The following is a 13,147-nucleotide window of genomic DNA, read 5'->3' on the forward strand; positions in this document are numbered from 1 at the left end:
TATAAGCCTGCCCCAAGACCTGCTGTCCCAGTGCGTTACGCCTCAAAGTAGTGCAACTGTGGATCGTTTTGGTGCACTAAAATGGTGCGCAGTATACGGTCAGCCCCCATCTAAACAGGCTTTGATCGGAAGGTCCATGATCCAGATCCCCTGTTAAACGTGATTGCACTGCAATTATGCTAGGCAGATCACAAAGGCGAGAGTACAATTAGCGCCCAATTTTACCCGGTGATTGAGGCGAGAATGTTAGAGAATTTACGCAATATTGCGATTATTGCGCACGTAGACCACGGCAAAACTACCCTGGTTGATAAGCTGCTGCAGCAGTCTGGAACCCTGGACCGTACCACAGATGGTCAAGAGCGTCTGATGGATTCCAACGACCTGGAAAAGGAACGTGGTATTACCATTCTCGCCAAGAACACCGCGATCCGTTGGAAAGACTACCGTATCAACATCGTTGATACTCCGGGTCACGCCGACTTCGGTGGTGAAGTAGAGCGCGTTATGTCCATGGTCGACTCAGTGCTGCTGCTGGTTGATGCTGTTGACGGCCCTATGCCGCAGACTCGTTTCGTGACCCAGAAGGCATTCGCCCAGGGTCTGAAGCCGATCGTGGTCATCAACAAGATCGACCGTCCGGGTGCTCGTCCTGATTGGGTTATGGATCAGGTATTCGACTTGTTTGACAACCTGGGTGCGACCGATGAGCAACTGGACTTCAAAGTTGTTTACGCTTCAGCACTGAACGGCTGGGCCACCATGGACCAGGGCGTTGAATCCGACAACATGGAACCTCTGTTCCAGGCGATCGTTGACAACGTCGAGCAGCCGAAGGGTGACCCTGCCGGTGCTTTCCAGATGCAGATCTCCCAGCTGGATTACAACTCCTACGTGGGTGTTATCGGCATCGGCCGTATCAGCCGTGGTCGCGTCAAGACCAACCAGCAAGTCACCGTCATCGGTGCCGATGGCAAGACCCGTACCGGCAAAGTCGGTCAGGTGCTTGGCTACCTGGGTTTGTCCCGTACCGAAGTTGTCGACGCGCAAGCGGGTGACATCATCGCCATCACAGGTCTGGGCGAGCTGAAAATCTCCGACACCATCTGTGACAACAGTGCTGTTCAAGCCCTGCCGCCGCTCTCCGTTGACGAGCCGACCGTGAACATGACCTTCCAGGTCAACACCTCACCGTTCGCCGGTAAAGAAGGCAAGTTCGTGACCTCCCGCAACATCATGGAGCGTCTGAACCAGGAGCTGGTCCACAACGTGGCCCTGCGTGTGGAAGAGACCGAAGATCCGGACAAATTCCGCGTATCCGGTCGTGGTGAACTGCACCTCTCCATCCTGATCGAAAACATGCGTCGTGAAGGTTACGAGCTGGCGGTATCCCGTCCGGAAGTTATCCTGCGCACCGTGGACGGCGTTCTACATGAACCGTTTGAAACCGTGACTGTTGACGTGGAAGAGATCCACCAGGGTTCCGTGATGGAGCAACTTGGCCTGCGTAAGGGCGAGATGACCAACATGACCCCGGATGGCAAGGGCCGTGTCCGTCTTGACTTCATGATCCCGAGTCGTGGCCTGATCGGCTTCCAGACCGAGTTCCTGACCATGACTTCCGGTACCGGTCTGCTGTACCACACCTTTGACCATTACGGTCCGCACAAGGGTGGCAGCATCGGCGAGCGTCAGAATGGCGTGCTGATCTCCAACGCTACCGGCAAGGCGCTGACCTTCGCCCTGTTCGGTCTGCAAGACCGCGGTCGTCTGTTTATTGGTCACGCTACCGAAGTGTACGAAGGCCAGGTGATCGGTATTCACTCCCGCTCCAATGACCTGACTGTAAACTGCCTGAAGGGCAAGCAGCTGACCAACATGCGTGCCTCCGGTACCGACGAAGCCCAGGTGCTGACTCCGCCGATCCGCATGACCCTGGAACAGGCTCTCGAATTCATCGATAACGATGAGTTGGTAGAGATCACTCCCAAGGCCATCCGTGTGCGCAAGAAACTGCTGACTGAAATGGATCGCAAGCGCGCCGGTCGTGCTTGATATCTGTTTATCGACAGACAGAGAGAGGCCTGCGGGCCTCTTTTTTTATGCCCCTTTGACGGTGGATCACCAGCCAGTATGCTCGGGCTGGTCGTACCGATCCGGTCCATGGGTGGTCAAATGACCATGCTATCTGACACAATGTCTGCATGATGAAGACGTTGAGAATCACAATGCAGCAGAAATTTGGTGGCCGTCTTGGCCACGCTCTCTCCTTTTTACGCCACGATGGCGGCCATTTCGCCCAGTTTGTCTGGAGCCGTTTCCAGCACGACAGGTTGACCGTCACCGCCGGTTATCTGGCCTATGTCACCTTGCTCTCTCTGGTCCCCATGATTGCTGTGGTATTTGGCATGATGTCCGCCTTCCCTGTGTTCCAGACCCTGAAACAGGCGATGGAGCAGTTCGTCTATCACAACTTCGTGCCGACCGCGGGTGAGATGCTCAAGGAGTACATAGATGGCTTCGTGGCGAATGCCACCAACACCACAGCGGTGGGTATCGGTGCCCTGATAGTGGTGGCGTTGATGCTAATCTCGGCCATCGACAAGAACCTGAACTACATCTGGCGCTCGACCCAGGGCCGGCCGCTGGCTCAGGCGTTTGCCATGTACTGGATGATACTGACACTGGGTCCTGTGCTTATCGGTGGCAGCATTGCCATCTCCTCTTATATCTTCTCGCTGCGGCTGTTCGGGGCCGAGAGTCTGTTCGGCATCGGCTATCTGTTGCTGCGCAGCTTGCCGTTCCTCTTCTCGGTACTCACCTTCCTGCTGGTCTATACGGTCGTGCCCAACTGCAAGGTGAGACTGGTGCACGCCTTCATCGGCGCCCTGGTGGCGGCGACCCTGTTCGAGCTGGCCAAGCGCGGATTTGCCATCTACATCACCAACTTCCCCTCCTATCAGGCCATCTATGGCGCTCTGGCGACCATTCCGATCCTGTTTGTCTGGGTCTATCTCAGCTGGTTGGTGGTATTGCTTGGCGCCGAGACCACGGCTTGTCTCGGCGAATATGAAAAACCGGTGAGCGAGGAGTTGGCCTGATCCATCGCTTTGCCCGTCATTTTCTTGGTAGCATCGACGACCGCCCCTGTGAGGGCGGTCGTTCTGTTTTGAGAGGAGAGGGATGTGATTGCATTGATCCAGCGGGTCTCCGAGGCCAGCGTGACAGTGGAAGGCGAAGTAACGGGGGCCATTGCCAATGGCCTGCTGGTGTTGCTCGGGGTGGAGCAGGGGGATGACGAGGCCAGGGCGGACAAGTTGCTGCACAAGGTGAGCGGCTACCGCATCTTCTCCGATGAAGAGGGCAAAATGAACCTCAATGTGAGTCAGGCCGGCGGCAGCCTGCTGGTTGTCTCCCAGTTCACCCTGGCGGCGGATACCAAAAAAGCATGAGACCCAGCTTCTCTGGCGGCGCCCATCCGACCGACGCCGAGCGGCTCTACGACTATTTTGTAGTGCAGGCAAAGGCCAGCGGCATACCGACCGAGACAGGCCGTTTTGCTGCCGACATGAAGGTGGCGCTGCTCAATGACGGCCCCGTCACCTTCTGGCTGCAGGTGTAGGCGTCATGGCCGGGATCCCGCTCCGGCTACAGGCCTTCATCTGCGGACGTGCAGACAGGGCCAGCCGTGGCATCCCGTAACAGGAGCTAGGGGGTCAGATTGGTGGCGTGCAGTATGACGTTGCGATAGCCGGGCACCCCGTGGGCGCTGGTGAGGCCAATCCACTCCTCCGCCAGCCGCCTGGCCTGCGCCAGTTCGAGATGTGTTCGTGGCAGCAGGTTGACGATGAGGGTACCGCGGAGGCATTTGGCCAGTGCCTGATAGAGCGGAGCCTGAAACAGCAGCAGGGGATTGCCATCCTGACTGAACAGGTCGAGCAGCACTAAGTCATAGGTGTCGTCGTGGGCCAGCAGGAAGGCGAGGGCATCGGCGTGGTGCAGGTGCAACGCCCGGTCAACGGGTTCCGCCGGGTGGCGGAAGAAGGTCTGAAACAGGGTCAGTACCTCTTCATCCAGATCGACGCAGTCGTGCCGAGCCTCTGGCCAGCGCGCCCCCAGATGACGAGTGAGATCGCCACCGCCCAATCCCAGTTCCAGCACCCGGCTTGCGGTGGCGGGCAGCAGGTCTGCGATGCACTGCTGATGGGGCAGGCAGAGGGCGGCAGGTTCGGCAAGGGACATGGCCGATTGCACCACACCGTCGATCTCCAGCCAGCGGTGATGGGCATTTTCCAGGATGGAGAGGCGTCGTTCCGGTTTGGCACTCAGGTGCAATAAGTGGTCGGCTTGGTACGCTTGCAGATTGAAGTCCATGAATTTGCACGGCAAGATGGTTTCCGGCCAGTGTAACTCAAGGATAGAACTATGTACCGGGTGGTCACTCCCCAGACGGCAGCCGAACTGGATGCCTATTATCAGTTGCGCTGGGGGGCATTGGTGCGCAAGCCCTTCAATCTGTCCGTCGGCACTAACTCAAGGATCGCTTTATGTACCGGATAGTCACTCCTCAAACGGCAGCCGAGCTGGACGCTTACTACCAGCTGCGCTGGGAGGCATGGGTGCGCAAGCCCTTCAATCTGTCCGTCGGCGCTAACTCAAGGATCGATTTATGTACCGGGTAGTCACTCCTCAAACGGCAGCCGAGCTGGACGCTTACTACCAGCTGCGCTGGGAACTGCTGCGTAAACCCTTCAATCTGCCCATTGGTTCCGAGCGAGACGAATACGATACCGTCGCCATTCATCGCATGATGCTGGCGCCGGACGGTACTCCCATTGCCGTTGGTCGACTGTTTATCGGTGGTGACGAGGCCCAGATCCGCTTTATGGCGCTGCACCCCGAGCATCGTAGCCAGGGATTGGGGGCTCGCATGGTGGAAGATCTCGAACAGCTCGCCTGCCAGGAAAAAGTGAAGCGGCTGGTGATGAATGCCCGTCAGGAAGCGGTGGAGTTCTATCGCAGGTGCGGCTTCCTCGAAGTGGGGGAAGGGCCTGTCAGCTTTGGCCGCATTCCCCATCGTCAGATGATAAAATCCTTGAGCCCCTTGCAGACCATCCAGTATCGCCCCGAGTGGTGCCAGGATCTCACCACTCGCTGGTCGCAAGGCATCCCCATCAGCGAGAAGATGGGGGTACACATCACCCACTATGACGGCCAGACTTTTCATCTCAAGGCCAATCTGGCGGCCAACCTCAACGTGCATGACACCATGTTTGCCGGCAGCATCTACAGTCAGTGCGTGCTGGCGGGCTGGGGTCTCATCTGGTTGCAGCTGAAAGAGGCGGGTCTGGTGGGGGATACGGTACTGGCGGAGGGCAACATCAAGTATTACCGCCCGGTCAACGAGGAGCCCGAGGCGCGGGTTGCTAGGGAGGGGATGCCGGCCGTGCTGGCTCCGCTCAAGGCGGGGGAGTCGGCCAAATTCAGCCTCATGGTCAAGTTGTTCAGCGGCGACAAGCTGGCGGTGGAATTCATCGGCCAGTATGTGGTGCAACCGGTCAAACGGCGAGGCCATTCCCCCGTTCTGTAAAAGCTACCTGAAACAAACAAGGCCTCGTGATGAGGCCTTGTTTGTTTTATTGAACGCTGGTCGATGCGGGCTCTTTGGGCTGTGGTGCTGGCCGCCAGAGCGGGCTGTTGCGCCCCTGAGCAGGATAAGGCACCCCCACCTCCCAACCACAGGAGGCCTGCCTGGCCGGAAACTCCCAGCTCAAGACGGGTGCATCAAGCGGGCCGCGCCAGTGGCTCAGCAGTTCGGCACAGCGCTGGCCATTCAGGACACCGAGATCCAGCTGCCACTGCTCCTTGACCAGATCCATGCCCCCTTGCAGGGCGAGCAGGTGAGTGATGGTGGAGGCACCAGCCTGTTCCACCTGCAGTTGGCCATGCTCGACCTTGCCTTGCAACTTGATGCGGTAGAAGGGGGTATCTCCTTCCTGCATCGCCTGCCACAGGCTTTCCGGCGTCAGATCAGGTGGCGTGGCGCCTTTGAACCACTCATCCAGCAGGGGATCTATCTTCACCTTGTCCCAGAAGGGATCAACCGCATCGAGGGCGAAGCTGCCCTGCAGGGTACTGCGCCACTCTCCTGCTGTCTTGCCATGCACGGCTTGCAGATCGGCACTCAGGTCGGCCTTGCCGGCGAAGGAGATGGGGGAGTGAAGTATCTTGCTCCACTGCACCAGATCCAGCTTCTCCCCCTTCACCTGCAGGCGGCTGCTTTGGCCAGGCTCCTTGCCCCACTGGCCGCTCAGGCTGAGTGAGCCTTCATCCGGCAGCGAGCTGGTCAGCTTGTTGAGTTGCCATGAGCTGGGGGTCAACTCACCATCCAGTTCGCCGTTGCGGGCACTGAGGCCGTCCCACACCAGCTCGAACCACTTGCTCTCGACCTTTGCCCGGCCGAGCAAGGGGGTTGGCTGCCCGCCTCGCAGGGAGAGATCGCTTAGATAGAACTGCCAGCCCGTCAGCGACAGGGGCAGGGTATCGTCGAAGGAGAGCACCTTGAGTTTGTCGAACGTCAGCTTGCGGATATCGATCTGTTGTGGCCGCCAGCTTTGCCAATCCTGCCACCACCTCTCTGGCAGGCTGATGTCCATGCCGCTCAGCGTCATGTCTTTGAGGGTCAGCTTCTGCTGCTGGGTATCGAGGGCCAGATCCAGATTGAATTCACCTTCATAGGCCTTGCCCTGCACCTCGGCATCGATCTGCTGTGGCGAGAAAGAGACTCGTCCCTTGAGATCTTCCAGCTGGAACAGGCCGCGGCCGAGATCACCGAGGCTACCCGTAAAGTAACCGGTCGGAGTACTGCCAGCCTGCCAGCTGAAGGCGGTGAGCTGGCCGTTGAAGTTGTTGAGGGAGATCTCCTGAGTGATGGCGTTGATGCTCACATCGCGCACCTGTCCCGTGTCCAGGCTGATGTGGCGCAAGGGCAGTTCAGGCTGGCCCATGGCTCCCCACTCGACCCGCATGCCTTGTGCCTTCAGATTGTGCAGTCGCAGGCTGCGGGCGGGCCAGTCCAGGGTCATGCCGGTTTCCAGCAGGCCATCGAACAGGTTGGCGGTCAGCCGATCCGTACTCAGCACCTGGCCTTCCAGTCGTCCCTTCAGATTGAGGCGGGAGAGGGCAAAGGCCGGGGTTTCCAGCTCATTGATGTTGAGGCTCAGGTTGGCCTGGGGCGGCCGCACCGGATTGAGCAGCTGCCAGTCGTTGAGGGTGGCGTTGAGGCCGTTCAGGGTCAGCTCGTCACTGTGCAGGCTGAGGCGATCGATAGTGCTGTCGCTGATGGTGAGGGAGTGAACCGGCAGGGTCGGCAAGGTGTTGGGCAGCGGCAGCTTGATGACGGGGCGAATGAGGTCGAGGTGGGCGATGCGCACGTCCCGGTTCAGCCAGTCGATGCTCTCTATCTCCAGATAGAGCTTGTCGAGGGCGATGGCGTCGCCATAGCTCACCTGCTCGGCCAGCAGGGTATAGGGATGGAGCGGGTTGAACACCAGCCGCCCTATGGTGACCGGCACGCCGGTTTGCTGGCTGATCCAGCTGGCGATGGGCCCCCTGGCCCGTTCGGCGTCGAACAGACCGAGCGCGACCCAGACAAACAGCAGCAGGAAGGCAAATGTGTAGAGCAGGGCGCGAAGCCAGGAATTCATCGGTGCTTTCCTCCAGGGTCTGAGTGTTGTGGTAACACATTTATTGGGAGCCTGAGTGTCACGTGCGTTCTTTCTTGTGCTGTTCTACTCAGGCGTTGGAGTAGTGATCCCGCAGACCCAGCCAGCGCCGGATGAGCGGTTCGACATGGGCAGGATGCCTGTCCATCAGGAAGCGCGCCATCTTCTGTACCTGAGGGATGAGTGGCTGGTCGCGCACCAGATCGGCAATTTTGAGATCGGCCAGCCCGGTCTGGCGGGTACCGAGCAGTTCCCCCGGGCCGCGCAGCTCGAGATCGCGCTGGGCGATCAGGAAGCCGTCGTTGGTCTCCCGCAATACCCCGAGTCGGCTCTGGGCCGTCTTGGACAAGGGTGCATGATAGAGCAGCACGCAATGAGAGGCCACAGAACCGCGACCGACCCGGCCGCGCAGCTGGTGCAACTGGGCCAGCCCGAGCCGCTCCGGGTTTTCGATGATCATCAGGCTGGCGTTGGGTACATCCACCCCCACCTCTATGACGGTGGTGGCGACCAGCAGCTGCAGTATGCCCGCCTTGAACTCCTCCATCACCCGTTGCTTTTCGACCGGCCGCATCCGGCCGTGTACCAGCCCGATATGCAGGTCGGGCAGCTGGTTTTGCAGTTCGGCGGCGGTATCCTCGGCGGCCTGGCACTCCAGCACCTCGGACTCTTCGATCAGGGTACAGACCCAGTAGGCCTGCTTGCCCTCTTCACAGGCCAGCTTGACCCGCTCGATCACATCCGGGCGACGGCTGTCCGGCAGCGCCACCGTGGTGATGGGGGTGCGGCCCGGTGGCAGCTCGTCGATGACGGAGGTGTCGAGATCGGCATAGGCGGTCATCGCCAGGGTGCGGGGAATGGGAGTGGCAGTCATGATGAGCTGATGGGGATGGACTCCCTCCCGCTCCCCTTTTTCCCGCAGCGCGAGGCGCTGATGCACCCCGAATCTGTGCTGTTCATCGATGATGACCAGCGCGAGGCGCTGGAACACCACCTGCTCCTGGAAGATGGCGTGAGTGCCCACCACCATCTTGACGCTGCCATCGGCGATGGCGGCGAGCTGGGTTTCCCGCGCCTTCCCTTTCTGCTTGCCCGCCAGCCAGCCGACCCCGATACCGAGCGGCTCCAGCCAGTTGGCGAAGTTGATGGCATGCTGTTCGGCCAGCAACTCGGTCGGTGCCATCAGCCCCACCTGGCAGCCGTTGCCGATGGCCTGGAGGGCTGCCAGCGCCGCAACCAGCGTCTTGCCGGAGCCCACGTCCCCCTGCACCAGCCGCATCATGGGGTAGCTGCGTTGCAGGTCCTGGTTGATCTCGGCTACCACCCGATTCTGGGCACCGGTCGGTTTGAACGGCAGCGCCTCCAGCAATTGCTTGACGAGGGCAGGTGCCGGCTTGAGGGCGCGTGCCAGCTGGGTTTGCGCCTGGGCACGCACTTTGAGCACCGACAGGTTATGAGCCAGCAGCTCTTCCAGCACCAGTCGCTGCTGGGCCGGGTGCTGGCCGCTCTCCAGCAAGGCCAGCGCCACCGAGGGGGGCGGGCGATGGAGCAGGCGCAGGGCGGCGGCCAGATCGATCTGCTGGGGATAGAGGCCTGCAGGCAGCAGCTCCTCCACCCCGTACAAGTCGAGTTGAGCCAGCGCCTGATCGGTGAGGCTACGCAGGGTGAGCTGGCGCAGCCCTTCCGTGGTGGGGTAGACGGGGGTGAGTGCCTCTTCGGTCTGACCTGCCTGTTCTTCACCGAGCAGCTTGTACTCGGGGTGGGCCATCTCGAGCCCATATTTGCCGGGGCGCACCTCGCCGAAGCAGCGGATCAACCTGCCCTGCCCCAGGCTGTTCTTCTGGGCTGCGGTGAAGTTGAAGAAGCGAAGGGTCAGGGTGCCGGTGCCGTCACTGATGCGACAGACCAGCATGCGGCGGCGCCCCATCACCAAGTGAGTGTCCTGGATTTCGCCCTCGACGGCGCCGTGCAGCCCGGGCGGCAGATCGCCGATGGGCCACACCTGGGTACGATCCTCGTAGCGAAGGGGGAGGTGGAACAGCAGATCCTGTACCGTGGCCAGCCCCAGTCGCTCGAGTTTCTCCTGCATCTTGCTGCCGACGCCCTTGAGGCTGTCGAGGGAGATTTTATCCAATTTCATCAATTAGATGCCCGAAAACACTGTAAATATGTCCAGATGATAGGGGTTATTGACGTCTCGGTGCAAGCCGCGTTGCAGTGACACCTGGCGCCAGGCCAGGGGTGGGATGCGGACCATGGCAGATCCTGACAAAAAAGCCTGCCGAAAACGGCAGGCCTTTGCACTGGTGTCAACGAGTGAGGACGGGCAGCGTGTACGCCGTGTCAGATGATGCGCTTGAGCAGTATATGGGCCCTGACCCTGTGGATCCGGGCCAGCAGCTTGCGTACCTGTTCCGGGTAGTCCTTGATCTGCTCTATCTGATCGAAGTGGCTGATGCGCTTGGTGTTGGCGAGTATGTTCTCCCGCTCCCCGTTGAACTGGGCGCGCAAGTGATGGCGACGATCGTACACCAGCAGGCCGTTCTCCAGATCCAGCGCCCAGGCGCGGGGGTTCAGGTTGTTGCCGGTGAGCAGTGCCCACTCGTCATCCACGAAGATCCCCTTGAGGTGGTAGGAGTTGCGCTCGCAGCACCACAACATCAGGTTGAGACGGCCGGCATCGATGTGATGCTGATTGCGCTCGGCAAACTTGCGCAGATTGGTCTCGTACAGATAGGGCAGGCCACCTATGGTGGTGAACTTCTCTTCCGGCGGGATGAAGAAGTCGTTGGCCGTCTTGTCACCCACCACTATGGTCACCTTGCAGCCGCGCTTGAGCAGGGCTTCGATGTCCTTGTTCAACTCCTTGGGCGGGTTGAAGTAGGGGGTGCAGATGAAGATCTCCCGCTCGGTGGCACGCACCAGGGTACGGATCATCTTGTTGAGCTGATTGCCCCGCTTGCCTAGCCCCGTCATCGGAGTGATGGCGATCTCCTGGCTGTTGACCGGCATGCTCTCGAAGCGGTACTGGCCCAGGCGCAGACTGTGTTTGAAGCGGCGGATCGGCCCCTTCAGTTGCTTGGCGGTGGGAATATCGCTGCGATCGAGTCGCTGCACCGCTTCGCTCTTGAGGAAGAGATCGTCCACATAGTTGACCATGCAGCGGGTCAGCTCGGGGCTGGTGATCTGGTGGTAACGGTCGAAACGGTAGCGATCCTGCTGATGTAGGTAGATATCGTTGAGGCTGGCACCGGAGTAAAGCAGGGTGTCATCGAAGATGAAGCCCTTGAGGTGCAGCACCCCGAGCAGCTCTCGTCCCTTGACCGGCACGCCGTAGATGGCGATCTGGTGTTCATGGCGGGCGGCCATTTCCTGATACATCAGGTGGTTGCCCCCCTGCTTGCCTTTGCCGATCAGGCCGCGCTGGGCACGGTGAAAATCCACGAACAACTTGATGTCGAGGGCCGGGTTGCGCTGTTTGGCGGCGTAGAGGGCAGACAGAATTTCCCGTCCCGCCTCGTCATCTTGCAGATAGAGCGCCACCAGATAGATGCGCCGAGTCGCGCTGGCGATAAGCGAAAGGATCCGGCTCTTGAAGTCCTTGGCGCTGTTGAGCACCTGAAACTGATCTGCGGCGACAGCGATCTGGGGCAGACGAGCCAACAGTTGTCGATAATGTGCCGATGAATGCATAGAGAAACCTGAAATCACTGCGTTAAGCGTTCCACTCGGAGCGATGGATAGGCGATTCTAGCAACCTCAACCTGTTAGCCAAAGAAAGAATCGTCATAAAGATGAAAAAGGCCTCACATCGGAGGCCTTTTTGACAGCGGTTATGTTCAAAGGAAGCTGTAGATAATCATCGCCATGACGCCACCTGTGGTGCCTATGATGGTCTCCATCACTGTCCAGGTTTGCAGGGTCTGCTTCTCGGAGAGGCCCAGGTAGCGGTTGGCCAGCCAGAAACCCGAGTCGTTGACGTGGGAGAGCACTATGGCCCCGCCGCCGATGGCGATGGTCACGGCCGCCAGCTGGGCTCCGTTCAGACCGAGCGGTTCCAGCATGGGCAGCAGCAGGCCGCAGGCGGTCAGCATGGCGACGGTGGCAGAACCCTGAATGACCCGCACGGCCGCCGCCAGGATAAAGGCCAGCGCGACTATGGGCAGGCCGGAGTCCGCCAGCATGTTGCCAAGGGCTGCGCCCACACCGGAATCCACCAGTACCTGCTTGAAGACGCCACCGGCACCGGTCACCAGTATGATGACACCGGCAGGCTGGATGGCGCTGTTGCAGACGTTCATCACCTCGTCACGGGACATGCCGCGGCGCACCCCCAGCAGATAGAAGGCGGCCAAACAGGCGACCATGATGGCGGTGAAGGGGTGGCCGACGAACTCCAGCCAGTTATGCAGGGTGGATCCTGCCTCGACGAAGCGGCCTACTATGGTCTTGAGGCCAATCATCAGCAGCGGCAGACCGATCAGGCCCATGGCCAGTCCGAAGGAGGGGAGAGTCTTGCTATCGTCATGGGCGCTGCTCTGGGCATCGGCAGGGAGCGGCACATCCACCACCTTGCTGATCAGGTCGCCGAACAGGGGGCCCGCCAGGATCAGGGCCGGCACGGCGGCGATCAGACCGAACAGTATCATGTAGCCAAAATCGGCCCCCAGCTGGGACGCCACCAGAATGGGGCCTGGCGCGGGGATGAGGAAGGCCTGGCAGGTGGCGATGCCCGCCAGCAGCGCTATGCCTATCTTCACCACGCTGCCGCCGCCACGGCGGACGATGGCAAAGGCCACCCCGATCAGCAGCACTACGGCGACGTCGAAGAAGAGCGGCAGAGCGCAGACGAAGCCAGTCAGTGACATGGCCCAGTTGGCGCGCTTGACGCCGAAGGTACCGAGCAGGGTATGGGCCACCCGGTCGAGGGCGCCGGTGACTTCCATCACCTTGCCAAACATGGCGCCCAGTGCCACCACCACGGCGACGAAGCCCAGGGTGCCACCCATCCCTTTCTGGATGGTAGTGGCGATCTCCGCCGGGTTCATGCCGGCGGCGAGGCCGGCCACCATGGAGACCAGAATGAGGGAGACGACCGCGTGCAGGCGGGCCTTCATCACCAGAAAGAGCAGCAGCACTATGGAGCCCGCGGCCGTCATGATCAGGGAGAGGTCAGACATTGTTGTGCGTTCCTTGTTCCAAGTTCAGTATCGACACCCTGCTGATCCGTCAGCAGACCATATCTTTATGATTTATTTAGATTTATGGCCAGGGCTCAAGGTCGATTGCCCAGGTGACTGTGAGTTCGCTCAGTCTGTGGCAGACTTCACATTTCTTGTTGTTACCGGTAACATGTTACCGGTAACGTGATAAGTTAGAACCCATCAGCAGCACGATTTTTGAAAAATGGGATAGAGGTCAAA

The 13,147-nt window shown here is 60.0% G+C and carries 9 protein-coding genes and 1 pseudogene; 5 read left to right on the forward strand and 5 right to left on the reverse strand.

Annotation, left to right across the window (positions count from 1 at the left end):
* Positions 1-243: 243 nt before the first annotated feature.
* From typA to dtd, 3 genes and pseudogenes are all read left to right on the forward strand, one after another.
* Positions 244-2,055: a translational GTPase TypA gene (gene typA / locus AACX78_RS00985; protein ID WP_005319864.1), complete on the forward strand. Its 1,812-nt coding sequence runs from the start codon at positions 244-246 to the stop codon at positions 2,053-2,055.
* 173 nt (positions 2,056-2,228) lie between these two features.
* Positions 2,229-3,101 (forward strand): virulence factor BrkB family protein, encoded by an 873-nt coding sequence (locus tag AACX78_RS00990; RefSeq protein ID WP_021138645.1) that lies wholly within the window; start codon positions 2,229-2,231, stop codon positions 3,099-3,101.
* An 84-nt stretch (positions 3,102-3,185) separates the two neighbouring features.
* Positions 3,186-3,622, forward strand: a pseudogene (gene dtd / locus AACX78_RS00995) (D-aminoacyl-tRNA deacylase).
* Between the two features lie 86 nt (positions 3,623-3,708).
* Here dtd and AACX78_RS01000 read toward each other — a convergent pair.
* Positions 3,709-4,374: a spermidine synthase gene (locus AACX78_RS01000; protein ID WP_159167413.1), complete on the reverse strand. Its 666-nt coding sequence runs from the start codon at positions 4,372-4,374 to the stop codon at positions 3,709-3,711.
* Positions 4,375-4,547: 173 nt separating this feature from the next.
* On the opposite strand from AACX78_RS01000, the gene AACX78_RS01010 reads away from it, so the two are divergent.
* Together AACX78_RS01010 and AACX78_RS01015 are read left to right on the forward strand one after the other, a co-directional pair.
* Positions 4,548-4,682: a hypothetical protein gene (locus tag AACX78_RS01010; RefSeq protein WP_265342341.1), complete on the forward strand. Its 135-nt coding sequence runs from the start codon at positions 4,548-4,550 to the stop codon at positions 4,680-4,682.
* A complete protein-coding gene (locus AACX78_RS01015) occupies positions 4,670-5,590 on the forward strand; it encodes a bifunctional GNAT family N-acetyltransferase/hotdog fold thioesterase (protein ID WP_159165146.1) in 921 nt (306 codons plus the stop codon). The genes AACX78_RS01010 and AACX78_RS01015 overlap by 13 nt, the downstream gene beginning before the upstream one ends.
* A gap of 46 nt (positions 5,591-5,636) precedes the next feature.
* On the opposite strand, the gene AACX78_RS01020 is transcribed toward AACX78_RS01015, so the two are convergent.
* From AACX78_RS01020 to gntU, 4 genes are all read right to left on the reverse strand, one after another.
* Positions 5,637-7,706 (reverse strand): AsmA-like C-terminal region-containing protein, encoded by a 2,070-nt coding sequence (locus AACX78_RS01020; RefSeq protein ID WP_159165147.1) that lies wholly within the window; start codon positions 7,704-7,706, stop codon positions 5,637-5,639.
* Positions 7,707-7,794: 88 nt separating this feature from the next.
* Complete coding sequence (gene recG, locus AACX78_RS01025) at positions 7,795-9,864, reverse strand: ATP-dependent DNA helicase RecG (protein ID WP_201302742.1); 2,070 nt, start codon at positions 9,862-9,864, stop codon at positions 7,795-7,797.
* Positions 9,865-10,067: 203 nt separating this feature from the next.
* On the reverse strand, positions 10,068-11,417 hold the full coding sequence (gene pssA, locus AACX78_RS01030) for a CDP-diacylglycerol--serine O-phosphatidyltransferase (RefSeq protein ID WP_017412320.1): 1,350 nt from the start codon (positions 11,415-11,417) through the stop codon (positions 10,068-10,070).
* Positions 11,418-11,563: 146 nt separating this feature from the next.
* Entirely contained in the window at positions 11,564-12,904 is a 1,341-nt protein-coding gene (gene gntU / locus AACX78_RS01035) for a gluconate transporter (RefSeq protein WP_058395586.1), read from the reverse strand.
* Positions 12,905-13,147: the final 243 nt, after the last annotated feature.

It is taken from the genome of Aeromonas sp. 9A (genome assembly GCF_963900955.1).
GTDB lineage: Bacteria > Pseudomonadota > Gammaproteobacteria > Enterobacterales > Aeromonadaceae > Aeromonas > Aeromonas salmonicida.